Origin of the sequence: Micromonospora sp. WMMD964, assembly GCF_029581455.1 — a bacterium.
Lineage (GTDB): Bacteria > Actinomycetota > Actinomycetes > Mycobacteriales > Micromonosporaceae > Micromonospora.
On record NZ_CP120860.1, the window covers coordinates 2825747 to 2851711 of the forward strand.

Here is a 25965-nt window from a genome sequence, read left to right on the forward strand (position 1 = left end):
GCGCCCTGCGCGAGGGCCCCCGGGCCTCGCCGGAAAAGGAAATTCGCATGAGCCTGTCGGCCACGACGGCACCGCCGTCGCCAGCAGCACCGCCCCCTCCGGACGTCTCTTCCCGACGTAACCGGGGAAGGTTACTCAACCGTCTCGACGTCAAGTACTCGCCGTACCTCTACATCGCGCCGTTCTTCGTGATCTTCGGCGTGTTCGGGTTGTACCCGATGGTGCGTACCGCCTGGATGTCCCTGCACGACTGGGACCTGATCGGCGACCACTCGTTCATCGGCTTCGACAACTACACCCGGCTGGTGTCCGACGAGTACTTCTGGAACGCGCTGGTCAACACGTTCGGCATCTTCGCCCTGTCGACCATTCCGCAGTTGTTGCTCGCCCTCTTCCTGGCGAACCTGCTCAACCGGACCTTCCTGCGCGCCAAGACCTTCTTCCGGATGGCCATCTTCGTGCCGAACGTGGTGTCGGTGGCCGCGGTCGCGATCGTCTTCGGGATGCTGTTCCAGCGGGAGTTCGGTCTCTTCAACTGGCTGCTCAGCCTCGTCGGTGTCGACGCTGTCGACTGGGACTCGCAGCGGTGGAGCTCCTGGTTCGCCATCTCCACGATGGTCAACTGGCGGTGGACCGGGTACAACACCCTGATCCTGCTCGCCGGGATGCAGGCGATCCCGAAGGACCTCTACGAGGCCGCGGAGATCGACGGCGCGAGCCCGTGGCGACAGTTCTGGCAGATCACCCTGCCGATGCTCAAGCCCACCTTCATCTTCGTGGTCATCCTGTCCACGATCGGCGGCATGCAGCTCTTCACCGAGCCGCTGCTCTTCGGCAACGGCAACATCCTCGGCGGCGACCAGCGGGAGTTCCAGACGCTGGCCATGTACATGTACGAGATGGGCATCGAAAACCTGAGCACCGCCGGCTACGGAGCCGCGGTCGCCTGGGCGATCTTCGTGATCATCATCGTGGTGTCGCTGTTCAACTTCCTACTCGTCCGCCGCTCGGCGAAGTGAGGAGCAAGCGATGACTTCGGCTTCTCGGCGCCTGTGGCGCACCAGCCCGCTGACCTACATGGCGCTCGTCCTGGCGGCGCTGCTGTCGATCTACCCGTTCTACTACATGATCGTGATCGGCACCCGCAGCCTGGACAACATCAACGACGTGCCGCCACCGGTAACCCCCGGTGGAGCGTTCGGTGACAACTTCGGGCGGGTGCTCGACAACGACGCCGCCAACTTCTTCACCGGCATGATGAACTCGATCATCGTCTCCTCGGTGGTCACCGTCTCGGTGGTGCTCACCGGTTCGCTGGCCGGGTTCGCCTTCGCCAAACTGCGGTTCCGCGGCAGCAACGCCCTCCTGCTGGCGATCATCGTCACCATGATGATCCCGACCCAGATGGGGCTCATCCCGCTCTGGGGCATGATGCAGGACCTCGGGTGGTACGACACCCTCTACGCGGTCACCGTGCCGTTCCTGGTCAGCGCCTTCGGCGTGTTCATGATGCGGCAGTACGCCAGCCAGGCGATCTCCGACGAGCTGATCGAGGCCGGTCGGGTCGACGGGGCCAGCACGTTCCGGATCTACTGGAACATCGTGCTGCCCGCGCTGCGCCCCGCCGCAGGCGTCCTCGGTCTGCTGACCTTCATGGAGACCTGGAACTCGTTCCTCTGGCCGTACGCCATCCTCACCCCGGAGAACCCGACCCTCCAGGTCTCGCTCTCCTTCCTCTCGTACGCCTACTACACCGACTACTCCCAGGTGTTCGCCGCCACGGCGATCGGCACCATCCCCCTGGTCGTCGTGTTTCTCGTGTTCGGCCGCCAGATCATCGGCGGGATCATGGAAGGTGCCGTCAAGTCGTGAGCAACCCCGCCAGCCCGCCCGCCGTCGGCGTCCTCGACGAGCGCCCCGGGCTGACCTTCCCACCCGGATTCCTGTGGGGAGCCGCGACCGCGGCATACCAGATCGAGGGGGCGGCGGCCGAGGACGGCCGCACCCCGTCGATCTGGGACACCTTCAGCCACACCGACGGTCGCGTCGTCGCCGGGCACACCGGCGACGTCGCGTGCGACCACTACCACCGGCTCGGCGGCGACGTCGCCCTGATGGCCGAGCTGGGCCTCAAGTCGTACCGCTTCTCGGTCTCCTGGTCCCGGGTGCAGCCCGGCGGCGTCGGCGCGGCCAACCCGCAGGGGTTGGACTTCTACCGCCGACTCGTCGACGAGCTGCTGGCCAACGGCATCGAGCCGTGGCTGACCCTCTACCACTGGGACCTGCCGCAGCCGCTGGAGGACGCCGGCGGCTGGCCGGCCCGGGACACCGCGGCCCGCTTCGCCGACTACACGACCCTGGTGGCCGACGCGCTCGGTGACCGGGTGCGGTACTGGACCACGCTCAACGAGCCGTGGTGCTCGGCGTTCCTCGGCTACGGGTCCGGGGTGCACGCCCCGGGCCGTACCGACGGGGCGGACGCGGTCCGCGCCGGGCACCACCTGATGCTCGGTCACGGCCTGGCCGTGCAGGCGTTGCGGGCCACCCGGCCGGCTGCCGAGGTGGGCGTGACGGTCAACCTCTACCCGGTCGACCCGGCCACCGACGCCCCGGCCGACGTGGACGCGGCCCGACGGATCGACGGGCTGGCCAACCGGTTCTTCCTGGACCCGCTGCTGCGCGGGTCGTACCCGGAGGACCTGCTGGCCGACCTCGCCCCGGTGACCGACTTCGACCACGTGCGCGACGGCGACCTGGCGACCATCTCCGAGCCGCTGGACCTGGTCGGGGTCAACTACTACAGCCGGCACGTCGTCGCCGCGGCGGTCGAGGGTGACCCGGTCGACCCGGCCCCCTCGTGCTGGCCCGGCAGCGAGGACGTCCGGTTCGTCACCCGGGGCGTCCCGGTCACCGACATGGGCTGGGAGATCGACGCCCCGGGCCTGCGCGAGACCCTGCAACGGGTGCACGGTTACACCGATCTGCCGCTGTACGTCACCGAGAACGGCTCCGCGTTCGTCGATTCGGTCGTCGACGGGCAGGTCGACGACGTCGACCGGCTGGCCTACTTCGACGCCCACCTGCGCGCGGCGCACGAGGCGATCGACGACGGAGTGCCCCTGCGGGGATACTTCGCCTGGTCGTTGATGGATAATTTCGAATGGGCCTGGGGTTACACCAAGCGGTTCGGCATGATCCACGTCGACTACGACAGCCAGGTTCGCATCCCCAAGTCCAGCGCCAAGTGGTACGCCTCGGTGATCCGGCGCAACGGTCTGGCCGCACAATAGGCTCGGGCCAGCCATCAGGACGGCCCCGGCGTCCACCTCCCGCAGGTGGCGCCGGGTCCGCCCGCCGTCGGAGGAGCACACCATGACAACGCAGCGCACCCGGTCGCTCGGGCGCCCGACCCTCGACGCGGTCGCGGCGCGTGCCGGCGTCGGCCGGGGCACGGTGTCCCGCGTCGTCAACGGCTCACCCCAGGTCAGCCCGGAGGCCCGGGCCGCGGTCCAGCAGGCCATCGCCGAGTTGGGGTACGTGCCGAACCGTGCCGCCCGTGCGCTCGTCACCCAGCGCACCGACTCGGTCGCGCTCGTGGTGTCCGAGTCCGGTGACCGGGTCTTCACCGAACCGTTCTTCGCCTCGATCGTGCGGGGCATCAGCTCCGGGCTGCTGGAGACCCCGATGCAGCTCTGGCTGGCCATGGCGCAGTCGCCGGTGGAGCGGGAACGGGTCGAGCACCACCTGACCAACCAGCACGTCGACGGCGTACTGCTGCTGTCGTTGCACGACTCCGACCCGCTGCCGACGTTGCTGGAGGAGCGTGGGCTGCCCGCCGTGCTCGGTGGTCGGCCGGCCCGGATGCTGCAACCGGGCGCACAACCGGCCTGGTTCGTCGACGTGGACAACGTTGGCGGGGCGCGGCAGGCGGTGGAGTACCTGACCGGGCTGGGACGTCGGCGCATCGCCACCATCGCCGGTCCGCAGGACATGGGCGCCGGCCTGGCCCGTCTGGCCGGCTACACCGAGGCGGTCCAGGCCACCGGGGTCGGGGTGAACCCCGACCTGATCGCGTACGGCGACTTCAGCGAGGGCAGCGGCACGGCCTGCATGGCCCGACTGTTGGACGTCTGCCCGGACCTGGACGCCGTCTTCGTCGCGTCCGACCTGATGGCGTTCGGCGCGCTGCGTACCCTGCGCGAGGCCGGTCGGCGCGTGCCCGAGGACGTCGCGGTGATCGGCTTCGACGACGCGACGATCGCCCTCCAGTCGGACCCGCCGCTGACCACCGTCTTCCAGCCGGTGGAGGAGATGGGCCGGCAGATGGCTCGCCTGCTGGTCGCCCGCATCCGTGGCGAGGAGCTGCAGGCCCCGCACATCCTCCTGGACACCCAACTGGTCCACCGCGCCTCCGCCTGACCTCCCCGGGACCGCGGGGGGTCAGGAGGTCCAGCGGCGGAGTTCGCGTTTGGCCAGGGAGTTGCGGTGGACCTCGTCGGGGCCGTCGGCCAGGCGTAGGGTGCGGGTCTGCGCCCAGAGGGCGGCCAGTGGGGTGTCCTGGCTGACGCCGGCACCGCCGTACCCCTGGATGGCCTTGTCGATCACCCACTCCGCCATCGCCGGGGTGCCGATCTTGATGGCCTGGATCTCGGTGTGTGCGCCCTTGTTGCCGACGGTGTCCATCAGCCAGGCCGTCTTGAGCACCAGCAACCGGGCCTGCTCGATACGCACCCGTGACTCGGCGATCCACTCCCGGACCACGCCCTGCTCGGCGAGGGGTCGGCCGAACGCGACGCGCCCGAGCGCACGCTTGCAGAGCAGCTCCAATGCCCGCTCAGCCATTCCGATCATTCGCATGCAGTGGTGGATCCGGCCCGGACCGAGCCGGGCCTGGGCGATGGCGAAGCCGGTGCCCTCGGCGCCGATCAGGTTCTCCGCGGGCACCCGGACGTCGGTGAAGTCGATCTCGGCGTGGCCGCCGTGGGAGCCGTCGGTGTAGCCGAAGACGGTCATCCCGCGGCGGACGACCACGCCCGGCGTGTCCCGGGGGACCAGGACCATGCTCTGCTGACGGTGCCGGTCGGCCGAGGGGTCGGTCTTGCCCATCACGATGAGGATCTCGCAGCGCGGGTCCATCGCGCCGGACGACCACCACTTGCGCCCGTTGATCACGTACTCGTCGCCGTCGCGGGTGATCCGGGTGGCGATGTTGGTGGCGTCGGAGGACGCGACGTCCGGCTCCGTCATGCAGAACGCGGAGCGGATCTCGCCCTCCAGCAGGGGCATCAGCCACCGCTGCCGCTGCGCCTCCGAGCCGAACTCGGCCAGCAGTTCCATGTTGCCGGTGTCCGGTGCCGCGCAGTTGACCGCCTCCGGCGCCAGGTGCGGGCTGCGCCCGGTCAGCTCGGCGAGCGGAGCGTACTGGAGGTTGGTCAGGCTGGCGCCGTAGCGCGGATCGGGGAGGAACAGGTTCCACAGGCCGCGCTTGCGGGCCTCCGCCTTCAGCTCCGCCAACACCGGGGTACGCGACCACGGGTCCCCCGCGGCCACCTGCTCGGCGTGCACCGCCTCGGCCGGGTAGACGTGCTCGGTCAGGAACCGGGTCAGCTCGTCGCGTAGCTCCTCGGTCCGGCTGTCGTATGAGAAGTCCATCACCGCTCCCTGGCGGCGGTCAGCCCGTGCGCGACCAGCGGTGCCACCATCTCGCCGATCCGGTCGAAGCCCTCGCCGAGCGTCTGCCCGAGCGTGTGCCGGTAGTGGATGCCCTCGCAGATCACGGCGAGCTTGAAGCAGCCCAGCGCCACGTGCCAGTGCAGTGGCCCGACGTCCACGTCGCTGCGCCCGGCGTACCTGTCGATCAGCTCGCCGCCGGTGGGGAAGCCGGCGCGCGGACCGAGACCGTCGGCGACCGGGTTGCCCGCGGAGGTCTCGCTGCCGCCCAGCACGTCCCAGTACGTCAGCAGCAGCCCCAGGTCGGCCAGGGGGTCGCCGAGGGTGGCCATCTCCCAGTCGAGCACCGCGTGCACGGTCACCGGGTCGGCCGAGGCGAGGAGATTGTCCAGCCGGTAGTCGCCGTGCACGATCCGGCCGCTGTTCGCGCCCTCCGGGGTGGTCGCCGCGAGCAGGTCACGCAGCTCGTCGATGCCGGGCAGGGGGCGGCTGCGCGAACGGTCGAGCTGACCGGCCCAGCGGCGGACCTGCCGGGCCAGGTAGCCCTCGGGGCGGCCGAAGTCGCCGAGCCCGACGCTGGACGGCTCGACGCCGTGCAGCGCGGCGAGGGTGTCCATCATCGCCATGGCGAGGGCCCGGCGGCGCTCGTCGCCCAGCGGGTCGGTCTGCGCGCGGGTGCGGAACACCTCGCCGGGCATCCGTTCCATCAGGTAGAACGGCGCGCCGATCACCTCCGGGTCGGTGCAGAGCAGCAGCGCCCCCGGCACCGGCACGCCGGTCGGGGCCAGCGCCGAGATGACCCGGAACTCGCGGGCCATGTCGTGCGCGGTCGCCAGCACGTGCCCCAGCGGGGGACGGCGCAGCACGACCTCGTGGTCGCCGAGGTGCAGCAGGTAGGTGAGGTTGGACTTGCCGCCCGCGATCAGCTCAGCTCGCAGCGACCCGGCGGCCAGCTCCGGCCGGTGCTGTGCAAGGTAGGCGCCGAGGCGGTCCAGGGCCAGCCCGGCGGGGGAGGCGGGAACGGCCTCCGGCCGCGACGCATCGACGGCCGGATCGCTCATCCGACTAGTTGATGGCAGCCCGCTCACGTTGTCAAGGTCGGATTTTCCCCTCGGGACATGGCCCTGCAACAGGGACGAAATGGTCACCGACCAGGCTGGGTCCAGCCTGCCGGCCGCACTGTGGCCGGCCCGCCGAGCGGAGGGACAGACATGTTGCTGCGAGTTCGGGTCACCCTTCCGGACCGTCCGGGCACGCTCGGCCAGGTCGCCCGCACGCTGGGCGTCTCCGGTGCGGACATCGTCCAGGTGGTGGTCCTCGAACGACTCGGCGGGCGGGCGGTGGACGACTTCACGGTGGTCTGGCCGGGCGCGGCCCGGGTGGAGCGGCTGCTGGCCGGTCTGGCGGCGATTCCCGGGGTACGGGTGGACGGCGTGTGGCGGGCGATCGGCGCGCCCACCACCACCGGGCAGGACGCGGAGTTGCTGGCCCAGGTCGCGGCCAACCCGGCCGACGGGCTCGCCACCCTCGTCGACGCGGTGCCGGGCCTGCTGGCGGCCGACTGGGCCGTCGCCGCGGTGGTGCCCGTCGACTGGGCCTCGCGCACCGGGGGCGGAGGGGCGACGGTGGGGCACGCGAGCTGGCGTACCCCGGTGCCGTTGCGGTTGCCGGAGGTGACCCCGCTGCGCGGCAGGTCGATGACCACGCCCGACGGCACCCACCACGCGATCGCGCCGTTCGGCCGGGCGGGCCTGGTGCTGGTCGTCGCCCGCGAACACACCGAGACGCTCTGCGCCGCCGGGTTCCACAGCACCGAGGTGGATCGGCTCACCCAGCTCGTCCGGGCCAGCACGGTGATCCTCGGCGACCGGCTCGACCTGGTCGGCGCGCCCCCGGTGGTCACCGGCCCCTGAGCGGCCCGAGGAGTTCCCGGGTCGACACCGCCGAGCAACCGGGCGGCAACAGGCGAGGGTGAGGCTCTTACCGGGGAAGGGAGCCAACCATGACGTTGTGGCGGATCCGAGCGACGGTGGACGACCGGCCGGGTTACCTGTCGGTGCTCACGGCCAGCCTCGCGCTGCGCGGGGTCAACATCCTCACCGTGCAGGTGCAGCCCACCGAACAGGGCGCGGTGGACGACTTCCTGGTCGACGCACCGGACACCCTCGACGAGGCCGAGTTGGTCGCCGCCGTCGAGCGGGGTCGGGGTCGGGACTGCTGGGTGGCGCGCAGCGAGGCGCGCGGCCTGGCCGACCAGCCCACCCGGGTGCTCGGGCTGGCCAACCGGCTGGTGCGTGACCCGGATGCGACGGGTGAGGCCCTGCGGACACTGCTCGGCGCCGACTCGGTCAGCTGGCGGCCGGCGTCCGTCGGCGTCGACCGGGGGATCACCGGAGCGAGCATGTCCCTTGCCGACCCGGCGGGCGGCTCGTTCGCGCTGCGCCGGGCCGCGCCCGCGTTCACCCCGGCGGAGTACGCCCGGGCGCAGGCCCTGGTCGAGTTGGCCGCCACCGTGGCTCGTCGGGCCGCCGAACAGGTCACACTGGTGCTGCCCGACGGTGTCGAGGTGGCCGTGCGACCGGCCTGCGCCGACGACCTGCCCGGCGTACGGGAGTTGCACGAGGCGTGCTCGCCGCGCAGCCGGCACCGCCGATACCTGGGTGGGGCGGCGCTGCCGCGACCGGACCGGCTGCGTCGGTTGTTGGAGCCGAGCCGAGGCGTGACCCTGGTCGCGGTCGCCACCGGGCCGGACGGTGCGGGCGAGTCGGTCGTCGCCATGGCGAACCTGCTCGGCGAGGGCGACGAGGCCGAGGTGGCGCTGCTGGTGCGCGACGACTGGCAGCGGCGTGGGCTGGGCACGGCGTTGCTGCGCCGGCTGGCCAAGCACGCCGACGAGGCCGGGTACGCGGCGCTGGTGCTGCACGTGCAGGCCGAGAACGCCCCGATGCTGCGTACGCTGCGCCGGTCGGGTCGGGTCGGCTCGACCGAATGTGACGGCGCGTTGCTCACCGTGACCGTCCCGCTCGCCGCGCAGAGGAAGGGCACCCTGCTGACGCCGGGCGCGTAGCAGGGGCCCCTCCGCGTGCCGCGTCAGGTCGCGGGGTAGCTGCTGTAGTCGGGGAAGTTGCCGTAGAGCCGCCCGGCGCCGCCGACGGTGACGGCCTGGACGAGGAGGTCCCCGCCGACGAACGCGCCCTTCCAGGAGGCGCCCCGACCGCCGAACGGTTCGTCCCGGTCGCCCCGGGACCGTGGCTTGTTGATGCCCACCTTGAACGCCTGGAGGTCCTCGGCGAGCTTGCCGGCCTCCTCGATGTCGTCGCAGGCCAGCGACGCCACCAGCGCGCCGTTGGACGCGTTCATCGCGGCCAGCAGCTCGTCGGTGGTGTCCACCACGACGATCGTGTCGACCGGCCCGAACGGCTCGGCGTGCATCAACCGGGACCGGCCGGGCGGGGCGAGCAGCACCGACGGCGCGACGTACGCCGAGGTGTCCTGCCCGGGCAGGAACGGCGCGCCGGTGAGCTTGCCCCGGTGCAGGGGTACCGCGCCGCCGCGTACCGCCTCGTCGACCTTGCGGTGCAGCTCGTCGGCCTTTGCCGCGCTGATCAGTGGCCCGAAGTCCAGCTCGGGCAGCGGGTCGCCGTCCGCCCAGTCGTCGCCGACAGCGAGGGGGTGACCGAAACGGACCGAGCGGACGACCGGCAGGTACATGTCGAGGAACTCGTCGACCAGGTCGCGTTGCACCACGAACCGGGGGTACGCGGTGCAGCGCTGCTTGCCGTACTCGAAGCCCTTCTTGAGGTGCGCGGCGAGCAGGTCCCACTGGGAGAAGTTCCAGATGCCCCAGGCGTTGAGGCCCTCCTGCTCGATGAAGTGCCGCTTGTGGCTGTCGAGCAGGGCGGCGGCGACCTTGCCGCCGTTGGAGCGGCCGCCGACGAAGGCGACGGCACCGATCTCGGGTGCCCGGACCAGCACCTCGGACAGTTCCTCGCCACCGCCGCTGACGAGGGTGGCGGGCAGGCCGGCGCGGCGCATCAACGCGTGCGCGACGGTCAGACAGACCGCGCCGCCCTGGGACGGGGTCTTGGCGATGACGGCGTTCCCGGCCAGCAGTTGTACCAGTTCGGCGTGGACCAGGACGCTCATCGGGTAGTTCCATGATGCGATGTTGCTGACCGGGCCGGTCAGCGGCTGACGGCCGTCGGCGAGCATCCGGTCGATCTCGCCCACGTACCAGCGGACGCCGTCGAGCGCCCGGTCCACGTCGGCGCAGGCCAGCCGCCAGGGTTTGCCGATCTCCCAGACCAGCAGCATGGCGAGCAGGTCGCGGTGGGCGGTGAGTGATTCCAGTGCCTCGCGGACGCGGGCCTTACGCTCGGCGAGCGGGGTCCGGGCCCACTCCCGGTGCGCGGCGGCGGCGTGCGTGACCGCGGCGCGGGCGGTGTCGGCGTCGAGTCGGGGCAGGTTGACGACGACGGTGTTGTCCACCGGGGTGTGGACCGGGGCGGGCCGGCCGACCGCCCGCCACGCGCCCTCGACCAGGTTGTGCAGGGTGGTGACGCCGTCGACTTCGGTGCCGAACGCCTCCGGGGTGGCGGCCACCGCGCGGGCCAGGATGTCGGACCAGGCGGTGCCGTCGGCGAGTCGTAGTGCCATCGTTTCTCCTCAGGGTCGACCGGGAACGGCGGCGTCGATGGCACCGCTGGTGATCGGTACTGTCTCGCGCCCAGTAGCCGGTCAGCAACAGTACGTTTGTCTGGCTGGCCGTCGACGCGTCTGGGCGGCGCGAGAATCTTTTCCCGACCGTGCGTCGTGAGCTGCGGTGACGCCGACAATAAATCGACGCACATCGATTGTGTGAGATGGTCCGCATTGTTACTCGCGAGTACGGAAGTGCGTCCGCGCACGCCCGGCTCGACCGGCGGGCTTCCCAACGGAGCACCCGCCCATTACATTGTCGGTTATCCATGGGAGCGCTTCCATGGCCTCCCGTGGCCACACCGCCACCCCCGCTGTCGCCGGTAGCCGTGCCGCCCGTACGCCGTCCCGCGTCGGTGCGACCGCCGGCGACGCCTCCGACAGGAGCCCGCCATGCGCCACCTGACCCGGCCGTTCAGCGGCCAGCCCGGCCGGTCACCGGCCGCCGACCAGCCCTGGCCGCGGCGGCTGCTGGCCGCCGGAGCGGCAGTGCTCACCGGTCTGTCCCTCGTGGTCACCGGGCCGACGTCGTCGCCCGCCTCGGCCGCGCCGGCCACCTACAACTACGCCGAGGCGTTGCAGAAGTCGCTGCTCTTCTACGAGGCGCAGCAGTCCGGTCGGTTGCCGGACTGGAACCGGGTCTCCTGGCGCGGCGACAGCGCCCTCACCGACGGTGCCGGGGCGGGCCTGGACCTCACCGGCGGCTGGTACGACGCCGGTGACCACGTCAAGTTCGGCTTCCCGATGGCGTTCAGCGCGACGATGCTCGCCTGGGGCGCGGTGGAGTACCGCAGCGGCTACGCCTCCTCGGGGCAACTCCCACACCTGCTCAACAACCTGCGCTTCGTCAACGACTACTTCATCAAGGCGCACCCGTCGGCGAACGTCCTCTACGGGCAGGTCGGCAAGGGCGACGACGACCACAAGTGGTGGGGCCCGGCCGAGGTGATGCCGATGGCGCGGCCCGCGTACAAGATCGATGCGAGCTGTGGCGGCGCGGACCTGGCCGGGGAGACGGCGGCGGCGATGGCCGCGTCCTCGATGGTGTTCCGGCCCACCGACGCGACCTACGCGGACAAGCTGCTCACCCACGCCCGGCAGCTCTACACGTTCGCCGACACGGTGCGGAAGTCGTACCACGAGTGCATCACCGACGCGACCAGCTTCTACCGGTCGTGGAGCGGCTGGCAGGACGAGCTGGTCTGGGCCGCGATCTGGCTGCACCGGGCCACCGGCGAGGCCGGCTACCTGGCCAAGGCCGAGAGCGAGTACGACAAGCTCGGCACCGAGAACCAGACCACCACCCGCTCCTACAAGTGGACGATCGCCTGGGACAACAAGCAGTTCGGCGCGTACGTGCTGCTGGCGAACCTGACCGGCAAGCAGAAGTACGTCGACGACGCCAACCGCTGGCTGGACTACTGGACCGTCGGTGTGAACGGGCAGCGGGTGCCGTACTCGCCGGGCGGGATGGCGGTGCTCGACTCCTGGGGCGCGCTGCGCTACGCCGCCAACACCTCGTTCGCGGCGCTGGTCTACAGCGACAAGACCACCGACACGACCCGCAAGGCGCGCTACCACGACTTCGCCGTCCGGCAGATCAACTACGCGCTCGGCGACAACCCGCGTAACTCCAGCTACGTGATCGGGTTCGGGGCGAACCCGCCGAAGAACCCGCACCACCGCACCGCGCACGGCTCCTGGTGGGACAGCCAGACCGTGCCCGTCGAGACCCGGCACACCCTCTACGGGGCGTTGGTCGGCGGCCCGTCGTCGCCCAACGACGCGTACAGCGACAGCCGGTCGGACTACGTGATGAACGAGGTCGCCACCGACTACAACGCCGGATTCACGTCCGCGCTGGTCCGGCTGACCTCCGAGTACGGCGGCACGCCGCTGGCGAACTTCCCGGTCGCCGAGACGCCGGACATCGACGAGCTGACCGTGGAGACCACCGTGACGCAGGCCGAACCCCGGGCCACCGGGCTCAAGGTGATGGTCTACAACAAGTCGGCGTTCCCGGCCCGCGCGCTGACCGACGGCCGGTTCCGGTACTACTTCCGGCCCGACGGCACCGGCCCGGTGCAGGTGACCTCCGGCTACACCCAGGGCTGCCCGTCCCCGACCACGGCCAAGCAGTACAGCGGAGACATCTGGTACGTCGAGGTGGACTGCACCGGCCACACCATCGCCCCGGCCGGTCAGTCACAGCACCGGATGGAGGTCCAGTTCAAGGTGGGCGTGCCGGAGGGCGGCACCTGGGACCCGACGAACGACCCGTCGTACCAGGCCACCGCCGGGCCCAACCGCAAGGTGCCGCTCTACTCGGGCACCACCCGCGTCTGGGGCGACGAGCCCGGACCCGTCGTACCGGACACCACCGCGCCGAGCGTGCCCGGCACGCCTGTCGCGTCCGCCGTCACGTCGAGCGGGCTCACGCTGACCTGGGCCGCGTCCACCGACACCGGCGGCAGCAGCCTGGCCGGCTACGAGATCACCCAGTCGCAGGCGGGCAGCGACGCAGTGGTGCTGCGTACCGCCACCACCAACACGCTCGCGGTGACCGGGCTGCTGCCGGAGCGGACGTACCAGTTCACCGTGCGGGCCCTCGACGGCGCCGGCAACCGGTCGGCGTCGTCGGCCGCCGTCAGCGTCACCACGCCGGCCGGACCGGCGCCGGACACCACCGCGCCCACCGCGCCCGGCACCCCGGTCGCCTCGGCGGTCACCGCCACCGGGCTCACCCTGAGCTGGGCGGCGTCGACCGACAACGTGGGCGTCACCGGCTACCGGGTCTACCGCGAGGCCGGCGCCACCGACGCGCTGGTCGGCTCGCCGACCGGCACCACGGTCGCGGTGACCGGGCTGACCGCGTCGACGGCGTACCAGTTCTACGTGGTGGCGGTGGACGCCGCCGGCAACACCTCCGCGGCGTCCGCGCCGGTCGCGGTGACCACCGCGGCCCCGCCGGTCGGTGGGGCCTGTTCGGTGGGGTACGCCACGACCGACTGGAACACCGGCTTCACCGCCACCGTCACGATCACCAACACCGGCACCACGGCGATCAACGGCTGGACCCTGCGGTTCACCTTCGCCGGCGGACAGACCGTCAGTCAGGGCTGGTCGGCGGCGGTCAGCCAGAGCGGCACGGCGGTCACCGCGACGAACCTGTCCTACAACGGCACGCTCGCGCCCGGGGCGTCGGTGAGCTTCGGCTTCAACGGAACGCACACCGGCAACAACCCGAAGCCGGCGGCCTTCACAGTGAACAACGCCGCCTGCGCCGTCGCCTGACACATCACCGACAGTGCTGCCTCCCCGTGTTCGGAGGCGGCACTGTCGGTGATGTCGCGCGGATCTCGCGCGTGGACCGGGATAACCGCAGGGGATTCCGGGCACAACCAACCGGGTGGGGGAGTTGCTGACTGTCGGGCACGGCACCGCCGACCGGGTGCGGCTGGGTGAGCTGCTGACCGCGGGCGGGGTGGCTCTGCTGGTGGACGTGCGGCGGTACCCCGCCAGCCGCACCAACCCGGACGTCCGCCGCGAGGAACTCGAACGGTGGCTGCCCGAGTACGGCATCGACTACCGCTGGGAGCCGCGGCTCGGCGGACGACGGCACGTCCCGGCCGGTGAACCCGAGCCGGACACCTGGTGGAAGGTCGAGGCGTTCCGGGCGTACGCCGCGTACACCCGCACGCCGGAATTCGACGCGGCGCTGACCGAGGTGCTGGCCGACGCGGCCGGACGGACCACCGCTGTCATGTGCAGTGAGAGCCTGTGGTGGCGCTGCCACCGCCGGCTCATCGCCGACGTCGCGGCGCTCGGTCGCGGGACACCTGTGGCACACCTCATGCCGGACGGGCGGCTCAGTCTCCACCAGCCCGCCGAGGGTGCCCGCCGGCTCCCCGACGGGCACCTCTGCTGGGGCGGTTGACGCCCCGCTCACTCCACCAGGTCGTCGGCGAGCAGATCCATCAGCAGGGCGTCGTGCCAGCGGCCGTCCTCGCCGCGCTCGTAGCGGCGCATGATGCCCACCGGGCGGAAGCCCACCTTGGCGTACGCGCGGATCGCGGCGCTGTTCGCCGCCGCCGGGTCGATCGTGAAGCGGTGGTGGCCGTACTCGTCGACGAGGTGCCGGGCCAGGGTGCGGATCGCGTCCACCCCCAGGCCGGTGCCGCGTACCGCCGGGTCGAGGAAGACGTCCAGGCTGGCGTGGCGGTAGTCCGGGTCGGCCTCGGCGTACCACTGGATCGCGCCGACCACCTGCCCGTCGTGCTCGATGGCGTACACGTGCAGGTCGTCGTCGCCGAGGTCGGCGCGGACGGCACCGGTCAGGTCGTCGCCGCCCCGCCACCACCGGCGCACCTCCGGGTCGGCCCGGATCGCCGCGAGGGCCGGCACGTCCGTGTCCGTCGCCGGGCGCAGGGTCACCGCCCGCCCGTGCAGCATCGGCGTCAGCCCCGGACTTCGCCGTGCTCGACGCAGACCGCCGACCAACCCACCGGCAACACCTGCACCTTCATCCGACGCCGACACCGGGGGCAGAACCGGGGCGGCTCCAACCGGCGGGCCGTGGCGCAGGCCGGGTGCGCGGTGGCCGTCGCCGGCTCACCGCACCTGTCGCACCACAGCTCCGTCGTCGTCATCGTCGTCACAGTGTCGCGGAGAGGGCCTTGACCGGCATCTTCAGCTCGTCCAGCAACTCCAGGTCGGCGGTCGCCGGTCGACCCAGCGTGGTCAGGTAGTTGCCGACGATCACCGCGTTGATGCCGCCGAGCAGACCGTCGCGGGTGCCCAGGTCACCGAGGGTGATCTCCCGACCGCCCGCGTACCGGAGGATGGTGCGCGGCATGGCCAGCCGGAACGCGGCGATGGCCCGCAGCGCGTCCTTGCCCTCCACCACCGGGCGGTCACCGAGCGGGGTGCCGGGACGCGGGTTGAGGAAGTTGAGCGGCACCTCGTGCGGGTCGAGCTCGGCGAGCTGGGCGGCGAACTCGGCCCGCTGCTCGACGGTCTCGCCGAGGCCGAGGATCCCGCCGCAGCACACCTCCATGCCGGAGTCGCGGACCATCCGCAGGGTCTCCCAGCGCTCCTCCCAGGAGTGCGTGGTGACCACGTTCGGGAAGTACGACCGGCAGGTCTCCAGGTTGTGGTTGTAGCGGTGCACGCCCATGTCGACCAGGTCGTCGACCTGCTCCTTGGTCAGCATGCCCAGCGACGCCGCGACCTGGATGTCGACGGCCGCCTTGATGGCGGCGACGCCCTCGCGCATCTGCTTCATGAGCCGGGCGTCCGGGCCGCGTACCGCGGCGACGATGCAGAACTCGGTCGCCCCGGTGGCGGCGGTCTGCTTCGCCGCCTCCACCAGCGACGGGATGTCCAGCCACACCGAGCGCACCGGGGAGGTGAACAGCCCGGACTGGGAACAGAAGTGGCAGTCCTCCGGGCACCCGCCGGTTTTCAGCGAGACGATCCCCTCGACCTCGACCTCCGGGCCGCACCAGCGCATGCGCACGTCGTGAGCGAGCTGAAGGGCGGCGGGGAGGTGCTCGTCGGGCAGGTTCAACACGGCGAGGATGCCGGCCTGGTCGAGGCCGACGCCGTCACCGAGGACCTGGGTCCGGGCCTGGTCGAGGATCTCTGGCATGGCTCGTACCCTACAAGGCGGCCCGATCAGCCGGAATGACCTGGGAACCCCTACGCCGGCCAGCGAGTGGATCCGTCGGGCGTCGGCGGCGGGTGGTAATTTCGCCCGGCGGGTGTCGGGCTGACCGGCACGAACGGCGGTGAAGGGGTGACGTGGCGGACTGGCTGGCGGCGCTCGACCGCCGCGCGGAGTTGCGGGCGAGAGCCGGGCTGACCCGGCGACTGCATCCGCGTCCCGCCGCCGACGGCATGACCGATCTGGCCGGCAACGACTACCTCGGCCTGGCCACCCACCCGGAGGTCACCGCCGCCGCCGCGGCCGCACTGTCGGCGTACGGGTTGGGGGCGACCGGGTCGCGCCTGGTGCGCGGCTCCACCGACGCGCACGAGGCGTTGGAGACCGAGCTGGCGCGGTGGCTGGGCACCGACCGTGCCCTCGTCTTCTCCTCCGGCTACCTGGCGAACCTCGGCGCGCTGCGGGCGCTCGTCCGACCTCGGACGCTGCTCGTGTCGGACGCGCACAACCACGCGTCCCTGATCGACGGCTGCCGGATCTCCGGTGCGGAGACGGTGGTCACGCCGCACGCCGACGTGGACGCGGTGGCCGCCGCGCTCGCCGCCGCTCCGGGTCGCCCGGCGGTGGTGGTGACCGAGTCGGTGTTCTCGGTCGACGGTGACCTCGCCCCACTGGCCCGGCTGCACGCCGTGGCCCGCCGTCACGGCGCTCTGCTGCTGGTCGACGACGCGCACGCGCTGGGTGTGACAGGTCCGGCCGGGGCGGGCGCGGTGGCGGCGGCGAAGCTGGCCGGTGAGCCGGACGTGGTGGTCACCGCCACCCTGTCCAAGGCGCTCGGCGGTGCGGGTGGCGTGGTGGCCGGCCCGGCCGAGTTCGTCCGGCACCTGGTCGAGACCAGCCGTACGTTCATCTTCGACACGGCCCTGCCCCCGGCGGTCGCCGCCGGGGTGCACGCCGCGCTGCGGCTGACCCGGGGCGGCGACGATGTGCGCGTGGAACTCGCCGACCGGGTGGCCCTGGCGGTCGGCCGACTGCGGGCGGCCGGGTTGACCGTCTCCGCGCCGGACGCGGCGGTGATCTCGGTGGCGGCTCCCAGCCCGGAGGCGGCGACCGCCTGGGCCGCCGACTGCCGGGACCGGGGCGTCGCGGTGGGGTGCTTCCGACCGCCGTCCACCCCGGACAGCCGGTCCCGCCTGCGCCTGACGGTCAGCGCGGGAGTGCCCCGGGCGACGTTCGAACGGGCCCTGGACGTCATCGTGGAGTCCGCCCCATGACCGGGTGGGAGGGGCCGGTCCTGGTCACCGGCACCGACACCGAGGTCGGTAAGACCGTGGTGACGGCGACGATCGCGGCGGCCGCGCAGGCCGCCGGGTTGCGGGTGGCCGTGGTCAAACCCGGCCAGACCGGTACGGCGGGCGGTGAGCCGGGCGACGTGGACGCGGTGAACCGGTTGGCGGCTCCGCTGACCGGCCGGACCCTGGCCAGTTATCCCGATCCGCTGGCGCCGTTGGCTGCCGCCCGGGTCGCCGATCTGCCGCCGTTGGAGCTGTACACGGCGGTGGACGCGGTGCGTGACGAGGTCGACAAGCACGACCTGGTGTTGATCGAGGGCGCGGGTGGGCTGCTGGTGCCGATGGGGCTGCGTCCGTCGGGGGAGCCGTGGACGATGGCCGACCTGGCGGTGTCGCTCGGCGCTCCGGCGGTGGTGGTCGCCCGTGCCGGGTTGGGCACGCTCAACCACACGGCGCTGACAATGGAGGCGCTGGACCGGCGGGCCGTGCCGGCGGGTGTGGTGATCGGCGCCTGGCCGGCCCGGCCGGAGTTGGTGCACTGGACGAACCTCACCGACCTGGTGCCGAACCTGCTCGGCGCGGTGCCCGACGGCGCGGGTGCGATGGACCCGGGTGTGTTCCGGCGTTCCGCTCCGGGTTGGCTCACCCCGGCCCTGCACGGTGTGCTCGACGACTGGCGGGTCTGGGCCGAGGAGAGCGGCTGAACACCTGACTTTCGTCGGTGTCCGCCCAGGTCGGGCGTGGGTAGCCTGACCGCCGTGCGGATCCTCGACTCCTGGCCGCCGGGTTGGTGGGACCGGCGGCGTCGCCTGCTGTCGGACGTGCTGCTCTGGGCGGTGGTGGCCGCCCCGGTGGGTTACGCCGGGTTCAGCCCGCCCTACGCGCCGTACGCGGTGCCGCTGACGCTGGCCAAGGTGTCGCTGCTCGGCGCGGCGGTGGCGGCGTGTCGACGTCAGCCGTTGGCCGCCCTCGTGCTGGTGGTGCTGGGGTCGGTGGTCGACGGCAACTTCGTGTTCGCGATTCCGGTCTTCAGTTACCTCGCCGGGCGGCGTGCCGCGTCGGTCGGTCCGGCGGCCGGTGTCTTCGTGCTGATCGTGGCCGGCGGCACGGCGCTCAACCTGGGGCTGCTCGGCACCGGCGCGGCCACCTGGTTCCTGCTCGCCTCGGTGCTGCTGTTCGCGGCGGTGTTCCCCTGGTTGGTCGGCCGGTACCGGCGTCAGCAGCAGGAATTGGTCGACGCCGGTCGACGGCACGTGGAGGCGTCGGCCCGGGAGCAGCGTGGTGCCGCCGAACGGATCCGGTTGCGGGAGCGGGCCCGGATCGCCGGGGAGATGCACGACTCACTCGGTCACGACCTCAGCCTGATCGCGTTGCGCGCCGCCGCCCTGGAGGTGGCCGCCGACCTCGACGAGCGGCACCGGGCGGCGGCGGGGGAGTTGCGGGCCAGTGTCTCCGCTGCCACCGAGCGACTGCACGAGATCATCGGGGTGCTCCGTGAGGAGGGGGGCGCGTCGGTGCGTCCGAGCGGGGAGACCGTCGCCGAGCTGGTCGAGGGCGCCCGGGAGGCCGGCATGGCGGTGCGCCTGGAGGCGGCCCCCGCGGTCGCGGAGCTACCGGCGATGACCGGGCACGCCGCGCACCGGATCGTGCGGGAGGCGTTGACCAACGCCGCTCGGTACGCGCCCGGCGCTCCGGTCGAGGTGTCGGTGATCCGCACGGGTGACCGGGTGGAGGTGGCCGTCGTCAACGACGCCCCGACGGCGGGCCCGTTGCCCGCCCCGCCGTCGCAGGGCAGCGGGTTGCTCGCCCTCGCCGAGCGGGTCCGTCTCGCCGGTGGCACGCTGCGCGCCGGCCCCCGTACCAGCGGTGGTTTCGCCGTGCGGGCGGTGTTGCCGGCCACCGGGGCGATGGAGGCCCCCGCCGGGGTGAATCCGGCGGCACCTCTCGACGCGGCGGAGCCCGGTGCGGTGGACCGGCCGGTGGACGCGGAGCGGCGGTTGCACGACGCCCGCCGACGGGTGCGGCGCAGCCTGCTGGTGGCTCTGGTGGCACCGGCCGGGTTCGCTTTGGTGCTCTCCCTCGTCTACTACCCGGTGGCGACGGCGGGCACGGTGCTGGACCGGGCCACCTTCGATCAGATGCGTCTCGGTACGGCCCGCGCGGAGCTGGCCGGCCTGCCCCGGCGGCCGTTGGAACGCCCGACGACGGCGAACCGGGACGGCTGCGAGTACTACACCGACGGCAACTTCCCCCTCGCTCAGCCGACCTGGCGGCTCTGTTTCACCGACGGCCGGTTGGCCAGCAAGGAGTGGATCGCGTAGTGAACAGCGACACGGCCGGGGCCGGGCCGGTCCGGGTGGTCCTGGCCGACGACGAGGCGATGATCCGCGCCGGTGTCCGGGCGATCCTCGCCACCGATCCCGGCATCGAGGTGGTCGCCGAGGCGGGCGACGGGCACCAGGCGGTGGAGTTGGTCCGCGCGCACCGACCCCGGGTCGCGTTGCTGGACATCCGGATGCCCCGGTTGGACGGGTTGGCGGCGGCCGCCGAGATCCGTCGGGTCGTGCCGGACACCGCGACGATCATGCTGACCACGTTCGGCGAGGACGACCACGTGGCGCGGGCACTCGGGCACGGCGCGAGCGGGTTCCTGCTCAAGGCCGGCGACCCTCGTGAGTTGATCGCCGGGGTGCACGCGGTCGCGGACGGCGGCGCGTACCTGTCGCCGACCGTGGCCCGCCGGGTGATCGAGTTGGGCGCCGGGCGGTTGGCCCGCCGACCCGTGGCGCGGGACCGGACGGCCGGGTTGACCGAGCGGGAACGGGAGGTGCTGGCCCTGGTGGGGGCGGGGTTGTCCAACGCCGAGATCGCCCGCCGGCTGCACCTGGTGGAGGGCACCGTGAAGAGTTACCTGACCAGCATCTTCACCCGGTTGGACGTGCGCAACCGGGTGCAGGCGGCGATCCTCGCGTACGAGGCGGGGCTGGTCGACGGCTGAGCGGGGGCCGGGCAGCCCCCGCTCAGCCGTGGTCGTCACGCGTCGCGGCGGCGCAGGGCGGCCCGGCCCAGCAGGAGCGCGGCGCCGGCCCATCCGGCGAGCAGGAGCAACCCGACCAGGCTGGGGTACGGCTCGGTGTCCCCGGCCAGGAAGTGATTGCCGGCCACGCCGGGGAACACGTCGGCGATGCGGGTCAGCACGTCGATGTCGGGTTCCTGGAGGGACAGCGGCACGATCATCAGGGTGGCCAGCAGCACGGTGAGCGTCAGGACCGCGCTGCGCAGCGCGGCGCCGAGGCCGAGCGCGAGCACGCCGACCAGCGCCAGGTAGACCGCCACCGCCACGATGTCGCCGATCGTCTCGGCGGCCGGGGCGCTGCCCCACTCGCCGAGCACCGGCCCTGCGACCAGGGCGCCGACGCCGCCGAGCAGCAGACCGAGGGCGAACGTGACGGCTCCGGCGACCACGGCCTTGCCCAGGAGTACGCGACCACGCGACGGAGTGCACTGCAACGTGGTCCGGATGGTGCCGCTGGTGAACTCGGAGGTGATCGCCAGCAGGCCGAGCGCCAACACCACGTACTGGGTCAGCTCGACCGAGTCGATCAGCACACTGCCGACGGTGACGACGCCGGCGTCGTCAGCCGGATCGTCGTTGGTGTTGCCGTTGGCGACGTAGATGGCCAGTTGGCCGGCGCCCGCTGCCGTCACCAGCAGCCCGGCCAGCGCCGTCCACCAGGTACTCCGCACCGAGGAGAGCTTGGTCCACTCGGCGGCCAGGATGCCACCACGGGTACTGGTGCTCATCGCGCGCCACCTCCGGTCGGTCCGCCCGCGTACTCGACGCTGTCGGCGGTGAGTTCCATGAACGCCTCTTCCAGTGACGCGCCGTGCGGGGTCAGCTCGTGCAGTCGTACCCCGAGTTCGTGGGCCAGGTCCCCGACCCGGTCCACGGTGACGCCGGTGACGGTCAGCTCGTTCCGGTCGGCGGCCGTGACCGTCGCCCCGGCGGCGGTCAGGCGCGCGGCGAGGGCGGCCAGGCCGTCCGGGTGCGGGCTGCGCACCCGGACCGCGACCGGGCTGCCGGCGATCACCTCGTCGGTGGGCGCGTCGGCGAGCAGCCGTCCCCGACCGATCACCACGAGCTGGTCGGCGGTGAGCTGCATCTCGCTCATCAGGTGGCTGGAGACGAAGACCGTCCGCCCTTCGTCCGCCAGTGAGCGCATCAGGTGACGTACCCAGCGCACCCCGTCCGGGTCGAGGCCGTTCACCGGCTCGTCGAACATCAGCACCGGCGGGTCGCCGAGCAGCGCACCGGCGATGCCGAGCCGCTGGCCCATGCCGAGGGAGAGGGTTCGCCCGGGCTTGCGGGCGGCCCGCGCGTCCAGGCCGACGGTGTCCAGCACCTCGTCCACGCGTTTGCCGGGGATGCCGTTGCTGCGGGCCATGCTCAGCAGGTGCGCCCGGCCGGACCGGGTCGGGTGGATGGCCCGGGCGTCGAGCAGTGCCCCCACCTCGTGCAGCGGTCGGCGCAACTCCCGGTACGCGCGCCCGCCGACCAGGGCCTGCCCGGCGGTGGGCCGGTCCAGCCCGAGGACCATCCGCATGGTGGTGGACTTGCCCGCGCCGTTGGGGCCGAGGAACCCGGTGACCCGGCCGGGCGCGATGTCGACTGTCAACGCGTCGACAGCGACTGTCGCGCCGAAGCGTTTCGTCAACCCACGTAATGTGATCATGCGTTGACGCTAGGCGAGCAGGCGGTCCGCGCACCGCGCCCGAACGGCACCTCCCGACCCTGACCTTCGTCATACCCCGGCGGCGTCAGAGCACGTAGTCCTCCAGCAGCGCCGGGGTGAGTCCGGCACGGTGGATCGCCTTCAACGCCGCGAGGAGGTCGTCCATCAGCGCCGGCCGGAAGTGCATGAGCAGCACGTCGCCGGGTTGGACCATCTTCTCCGGGGTCTGGTAGCGCACCTTCCCCTCGTGGACGGTCTCGGTCCAGTGGAAGACCGCCTTCGCGCCGCAGTCGTGGGCGGCCCTCAACGTGGTGCTGTCGTGTTCGCCGAACGGTGGGCGGAACAGGGTCGCCCGCTTGCCGAACAGCGCCTCCAGTTTGTCGGCGGCCCCGCAGATCTCCCGCTTCTGGTAGTCGTACGACCGACCGGCCAGCGAGTTGTGGTTGATCGTGTGGTTCTCGACGACCCCGCCCGCGACCTGGATCTGCCGGAAGTACTCGGGGTGCTCCTCGGCCGCCGGTGAGTTCAGGAACAGGGTGACCGGGATGCGCGCCCGCCAGACGAAGTCGGCCACGTCACTCGGGCGGGCCAGGCCGCCGTCGTCGATGGTGATGAAGGCGACCTTCTGGTCGGTCGGCAGGCGATGCCAGAACGGGGCCGCGCCGGTCGTCGGCAGCGGTACCGGTTGCGGCGGTGGCGCCTCGGGGAAGGTCGGCACCTGAGCCAGGTACCAGTCCAGGCTCCCGGGTGCGGGCTTCACCGTCGTGGACGGCGAGGTGGACGGCGAGGCCGACGGCGCGAACGGCGAAGCGGACGGGGTCGGCTGGTGCGCGACGATCCGTCGGACGTGCAGGGCCGGGCCGACTGTGCAGCCACTCAGCACCAGCAGGGCCAGAAGCGTTACGGCGGCGAGGATCCGGCGAGCAGGGGTCGCTGACACGCCCGGAAACCTACCGAAGCGACGTCAGACCGGTGCGACCGGCGAGCGCCGGACGACGAAGGCGTCGGGCATCCGGAAGGTGAGGTTGTCCGGGCACCAGGGCGGACGGACCACCCGCACCCCGTCCAACAGCGGCGCGGCCTCGGCCACCACCACGGCCGCCTCCATGCGGGCCAGCACGTCACCGACGCAGCGGTGCGCGCCCGCCCCGAACGCCAGGTGCCGACGGGACCCGCGCTGACCCGGGCGGAACTCGTCGGGCGACTCCACGACCGCCGGGTCCCGACCGGCGCGCCCCAACCACAGCACCAGGCTGCTGCCCGCCGGCACCACCGTCCCGCCCAGCGTGCTGTCCGTCGCCGCCACCCGCCGCCAGGTGACGATCGGCGGTTCCAGCCGCAGCCCCTCCTCGACCACGTCGGCGACGGCGACCTCGCCGGTGCGCAGACCGGCCCGTACCGCCGGCTCGCCGGCCAGCCGGTGCAGCAGCAGGGTGAGGAACTGAGAGGTGGTCTCCTGCCCGGCGACCAGCAGGAAGAAGAGCGCGCCGACCACCACGTCCGGCGGGTGCCCGGCCGCGCGCAACTCGGCCGCCAGGCCGCCGCCGGTGGCCGCGAAGTCCCGCAGTACGCGGTGGAAACGGCCCACCTCGGCGGCGAGCGCCGCCTGCCGGTCGGCGTCCAGCGGTGCCCAGAACAACTCCAGCGCGGCACGGGCGAACTCCTTGACCGCGCCGACCGGGGCGTCCGGCAACTCCACCAGCCGGGCCAGCACCAGCAGCGGAAGGTCGGCGGCGAGGTCCGCGTACAGGTCGACCGACTCGTCGGCGTCGAGCGCGGCGGTGAGTCCGTCGACCCGCTCCCGGACCAGCGCGGTGAGCCACTGCCGTTGCGCGGCCACCCGGGCGGGGTGCAACGCGTCCGCGACGATCGCCCGGATCTGCGGATGGCTGACGCCGGAGTTGTTCGCCAGGGTCGGCGGTAGCCGGAACCGGTGCCCGGCGAGCACCCGCAGCGCGGTCACCGGCATCGGTGTCACCGCGTCCAGCGCGTTGTCCGGCCGGTAGGTGACCGGGTCGGTGAGGACCTGACGGACCAACGCGTGCCGGGTGACGACCAGGTGGGTGCCGCCGACGTGGTCCGACACCCGGGCCACGTCCGGCCATGCGGGGTCGGTCACCTGCGCCCAGCTGCGGAACAGCACCCGGACACGCTAGCCGGAGGCCCCCGGAAGCCCGGCCCGCAGTCGCCAGACGGTGGTGCGCTTCACCCGGACGCTCTCCAGCGCCTCCGGCACCGGCACGTCGTACGCGGCCAACTCCTCGAAGCGGTCCCGGGGCAGGAACGCCCGACCGGGGTCACCGACCAGCACCGGCGCGCCGGCCCGGGTGGCCCGGAGGAGGAACCGCAGGAACCGGCGAGCCATCGCGTCGCTGTAGAAGACGTCACCGGCGAGCACCACCTCGGCGTCCCCGGCGTCGCCGTCGAGGATGTCGCCCAGCTCGGCGTCGACGCGTACCCCGTTGGCCTCGGCGTTGAGGGCGACGGCCGCGACCGCCAGCTCGTCCACCTCGACGGCCCGCACGGACGCCGCGCCGGCACGGGCGGCGGCGATGGCCACCAGGCCGGAGCCGGAGGCCAGGTCGAGCACCCGACGGCCGGTGACCAGCTCCGGGTGGTCGGTCACGTAGCGGGCGAGTGCCTGCCCACCGGCCCAAGCGAACGCCCAGAACGGTGGCGGCCGGTCGGTGGAGAACTGGCCCTCGGTCAGCTCCCACAGCCCGATCGGCTCGTCGGCCTGGTGCAGCCGCACCTCGGGGACGAACGCCACCGGGGCGAGCCGGGCATGCAGCCGGACGAACGTGCTGGAGAGCTCGGACACGTCGCCGATTGTCCCAGCGGCCCGACTCCGGGCGTGTCGTGGGGGAGTGGTGACCGGTTCACCACGGTCGGTGAAAAGCCCTCCCGTCCTTACCGCCCGGTGCGAACACACCCGTCTGGTCGGGCCCAGGCGGTGCTCCTAGCGTTGCCCAGTGGAGGCGACCGAACGGAGGGCGGCGGTGGTGACGGTGTGGCGGTACGCGGTGCGGGTCGGGGTGGTGCTGGCCTGTCTGAGCGGGGTGGGGCTGGCATCGGCCGCCCCGGCGCAGGCGGCGTTCACCACCGAGCTGAGTGGGTTGCCGGCCCGGTTCACCGCCGGCGAGCAGGTGCGGACGGTGTCCGCGGTCGTCTCCCGCACCGACCGGCGCGGAGGCTGTGTGAAGGTGCGCTGGTCGATGGTGTTGAGCGTGCAGGGCCTCCGACTCGACCAGGTCAAGATGGACCGGGTGGAGGAGGCCGGGGACTTCCCCCTGGACATCCGGACCGAGGGCGACGTGGCCCGGCTGACCGACCGGCAGCTCGACCCGGGCACCCTCTGCCCGGGCCGCACCGTCACCGCCCGCTACCGGGTGGCCTTCGCCGAGGACGTCACCCAGGGGCGGGTCACCCTCGCCGCCGAGGCGTACGACGCCGACTCGCGTCTGCTGGCCCGGCAGACCGCCACCCGTTCGGTGGTGGGCGCGGGTGGCACCCCGACCAGCAAGCCGAAGCCGAGCGCCACGCCGCCGGAGCCCACCGATCCGCCGAGCGAGCCGGCCGAGGAGGAGAGCACGGCCGGGGAGGAACCGGTCGCCGACTACCCGGTCGACGCCGCACCGCCGGCCGGACGCCCGGTGTCGCAGTCCGGCGGGTTCGGCGCGGTGCAGGCCGCCTTCCTGCTCGGTGCGCTGCTGCTCTTCCTCGGCATGGGGTTGCTGCTGCGGCTGCGGCACCTGACCCGGGCTCCCGGTGACGGGGCCGACGGTGCCGACGGGGCCGACGACCCGCCGGTGGACCGGCGCTGGGAACGCCCCGCGGTCGACCGGTGGCGGCCGGCCCGCCGCTGATCGAGGGCGGTGGGGGCCGGCGGCAGCCGGCCCCCACCGTG

24 protein-coding genes are annotated in these 25965 nt (G+C 72.5%); 13 read left to right on the top strand and 11 right to left on the bottom strand.

Annotation, left to right across the window (positions count from 1 at the left end):
- The first annotated feature begins 47 nt into the window (after positions 1 to 47).
- The 4 genes from O7616_RS13165 (at position 48) to O7616_RS13180 (ending at position 4419) form a co-directional block, all read left to right on the top strand.
- Positions 48 to 1019: a sugar ABC transporter permease gene (locus tag O7616_RS13165; RefSeq protein ID WP_282307044.1), complete on the top strand. Its 972-nt coding sequence runs from the start codon at positions 48 to 50 to the stop codon at positions 1017 to 1019.
- 10 nt (positions 1020 to 1029) lie between these two features.
- Complete coding sequence (locus O7616_RS13170) at positions 1030 to 1872, top strand: carbohydrate ABC transporter permease (RefSeq protein ID WP_282307045.1); 843 nt, start codon at positions 1030 to 1032, stop codon at positions 1870 to 1872.
- Positions 1869 to 3290: a GH1 family beta-glucosidase gene (locus O7616_RS13175; protein WP_282307046.1), complete on the top strand. Its 1422-nt coding sequence runs from the start codon at positions 1869 to 1871 to the stop codon at positions 3288 to 3290. Before O7616_RS13170 ends, O7616_RS13175 begins: the two co-directional genes overlap by 4 nt.
- Before the next feature lie 82 nt (positions 3291 to 3372).
- On the top strand, positions 3373 to 4419 hold the full coding sequence (locus tag O7616_RS13180; RefSeq protein WP_282261602.1) for a LacI family DNA-binding transcriptional regulator: 1047 nt from the start codon (positions 3373 to 3375) through the stop codon (positions 4417 to 4419).
- A gap of 21 nt (positions 4420 to 4440) precedes the next feature.
- Here O7616_RS13180 and O7616_RS13185 read toward each other — a convergent pair whose 3' ends face one another.
- Positions 4441 to 5652 (bottom strand): acyl-CoA dehydrogenase family protein, encoded by a 1212-nt coding sequence (locus tag O7616_RS13185; protein WP_282307047.1) that lies wholly within the window; start codon positions 5650 to 5652, stop codon positions 4441 to 4443.
- Positions 5652 to 6731: a phosphotransferase family protein gene (locus tag O7616_RS13190; RefSeq protein WP_282307048.1), complete on the bottom strand. Its 1080-nt coding sequence runs from the start codon at positions 6729 to 6731 to the stop codon at positions 5652 to 5654. The genes O7616_RS13185 and O7616_RS13190 overlap by 1 nt, the downstream gene beginning before the upstream one ends.
- 150 nt (positions 6732 to 6881) lie before the next feature.
- On the opposite strand from O7616_RS13190, the gene O7616_RS13195 reads away from it, so the two are divergent.
- Together O7616_RS13195 and O7616_RS13200 are read left to right on the top strand one after the other, a co-directional pair.
- On the top strand, positions 6882 to 7583 hold the full coding sequence (locus O7616_RS13195) for an amino acid-binding protein (protein ID WP_282261596.1): 702 nt from the start codon (positions 6882 to 6884) through the stop codon (positions 7581 to 7583).
- Between the two features lie 89 nt (positions 7584 to 7672).
- Complete coding sequence (locus O7616_RS13200; RefSeq protein ID WP_282307049.1) at positions 7673 to 8737, top strand: GNAT family N-acetyltransferase; 1065 nt, start codon at positions 7673 to 7675, stop codon at positions 8735 to 8737.
- Positions 8738 to 8760: 23 nt separating this feature from the next.
- Here the strand turns inward: O7616_RS13200 and O7616_RS13205 are convergent, their stop codons facing one another.
- Positions 8761 to 10326: an aldehyde dehydrogenase family protein gene (locus tag O7616_RS13205; RefSeq protein WP_282307050.1), complete on the bottom strand. Its 1566-nt coding sequence runs from the start codon at positions 10324 to 10326 to the stop codon at positions 8761 to 8763.
- 435 nt (positions 10327 to 10761) lie between these two features.
- Here O7616_RS13205 and O7616_RS13210 point away from each other — a divergent pair, with 435 nt between their 5' ends.
- Positions 10762 to 13662 carry a glycoside hydrolase family 9 protein gene (locus O7616_RS13210; RefSeq protein ID WP_282307051.1) on the top strand — a complete coding sequence of 967 codons (2901 nt, stop codon included), beginning with the start codon at positions 10762 to 10764 and terminating at the stop codon, positions 13660 to 13662.
- Positions 13663 to 13777: 115 nt separating this feature from the next.
- Complete coding sequence (locus tag O7616_RS13215) at positions 13778 to 14305, top strand: DUF488 domain-containing protein (RefSeq protein ID WP_282307052.1); 528 nt, start codon at positions 13778 to 13780, stop codon at positions 14303 to 14305.
- A gap of 8 nt (positions 14306 to 14313) precedes the next feature.
- Here O7616_RS13215 and O7616_RS13220 read toward each other — a convergent pair whose 3' ends face one another.
- Genes O7616_RS13220 through bioB form a run of 3 tightly spaced genes read right to left on the bottom strand, consistent with a single transcriptional unit; the run spans position 14314 to position 16018 of the window.
- Positions 14314 to 14820 (bottom strand): GNAT family protein, encoded by a 507-nt coding sequence (locus O7616_RS13220; protein ID WP_282261588.1) that lies wholly within the window; start codon positions 14818 to 14820, stop codon positions 14314 to 14316.
- A gap of 5 nt (positions 14821 to 14825) precedes the next feature.
- Positions 14826 to 15017, bottom strand: coding sequence for a hypothetical protein (locus O7616_RS13225; protein ID WP_282307053.1), 192 nt, complete (start codon positions 15015 to 15017; stop codon positions 14826 to 14828).
- A 5-nt stretch (positions 15018 to 15022) separates the two neighbouring features.
- Positions 15023 to 16018 (bottom strand): biotin synthase BioB, encoded by a 996-nt coding sequence (gene bioB / locus O7616_RS13230; RefSeq protein WP_282307054.1) that lies wholly within the window; start codon positions 16016 to 16018, stop codon positions 15023 to 15025.
- 152 nt (positions 16019 to 16170) lie between these two features.
- On the opposite strand from bioB, the gene O7616_RS13235 reads away from it, so the two are divergent.
- Genes O7616_RS13235 through O7616_RS13250 form a run of 4 tightly spaced genes read left to right on the top strand, consistent with a single transcriptional unit; the run spans position 16171 to position 20323 of the window.
- Positions 16171 to 17307 carry an 8-amino-7-oxononanoate synthase gene (locus O7616_RS13235; RefSeq protein ID WP_282307055.1) on the top strand — a complete coding sequence of 379 codons (1137 nt, stop codon included), beginning with the start codon at positions 16171 to 16173 and terminating at the stop codon, positions 17305 to 17307.
- The gene (bioD, locus tag O7616_RS13240) at positions 17304 to 18029 is read left to right on the top strand and encodes a dethiobiotin synthase (protein ID WP_282307056.1); all 726 of its coding nucleotides are present in this window, start codon (positions 17304 to 17306) and stop codon (positions 18027 to 18029) included. The genes O7616_RS13235 and bioD overlap by 4 nt, the downstream gene beginning before the upstream one ends.
- A 54-nt stretch (positions 18030 to 18083) precedes the next feature.
- Entirely contained in the window at positions 18084 to 19646 is a 1563-nt protein-coding gene (locus tag O7616_RS13245) for a histidine kinase (protein WP_282307058.1), read from the top strand.
- The gene (locus O7616_RS13250) at positions 19646 to 20323 is read left to right on the top strand and encodes a response regulator transcription factor (protein ID WP_282261580.1); all 678 of its coding nucleotides are present in this window, start codon (positions 19646 to 19648) and stop codon (positions 20321 to 20323) included. Before O7616_RS13245 ends, O7616_RS13250 begins: the two co-directional genes overlap by 1 nt.
- Positions 20324 to 20358: 35 nt before the next feature.
- Here O7616_RS13250 and O7616_RS13255 read toward each other — a convergent pair whose 3' ends face one another.
- From O7616_RS13255 to O7616_RS13275, 5 genes are all read right to left on the bottom strand, one after another.
- A complete protein-coding gene (locus O7616_RS13255; RefSeq protein WP_282307059.1) occupies positions 20359 to 21129 on the bottom strand; it encodes an ABC transporter permease subunit in 771 nt (256 codons plus the stop codon).
- The gene (locus O7616_RS13260) at positions 21126 to 22058 is read right to left on the bottom strand and encodes an ATP-binding cassette domain-containing protein (protein WP_282307060.1); all 933 of its coding nucleotides are present in this window, start codon (positions 22056 to 22058) and stop codon (positions 21126 to 21128) included. Before O7616_RS13260 ends, O7616_RS13255 begins: the two co-directional genes overlap by 4 nt.
- Before the next feature lie 85 nt (positions 22059 to 22143).
- Positions 22144 to 22998, bottom strand: coding sequence for a polysaccharide deacetylase family protein (locus O7616_RS13265; RefSeq protein WP_282307061.1), 855 nt, complete (start codon positions 22996 to 22998; stop codon positions 22144 to 22146).
- A 24-nt stretch (positions 22999 to 23022) separates the two neighbouring features.
- A complete protein-coding gene (locus O7616_RS13270; RefSeq protein WP_282307062.1) occupies positions 23023 to 24201 on the bottom strand; it encodes a cytochrome P450 in 1179 nt (392 codons plus the stop codon).
- Between the two features lie 9 nt (positions 24202 to 24210).
- Positions 24211 to 24879 carry a 50S ribosomal protein L11 methyltransferase gene (locus O7616_RS13275; RefSeq protein ID WP_282307063.1) on the bottom strand — a complete coding sequence of 223 codons (669 nt, stop codon included), beginning with the start codon at positions 24877 to 24879 and terminating at the stop codon, positions 24211 to 24213.
- 151 nt (positions 24880 to 25030) lie between these two features.
- Between O7616_RS13275 and O7616_RS13280 the strand changes: the two genes are divergently transcribed.
- Positions 25031 to 25924: a hypothetical protein gene (locus O7616_RS13280; RefSeq protein ID WP_282307064.1), complete on the top strand. Its 894-nt coding sequence runs from the start codon at positions 25031 to 25033 to the stop codon at positions 25922 to 25924.
- Positions 25925 to 25965: the final 41 nt, after the last annotated feature.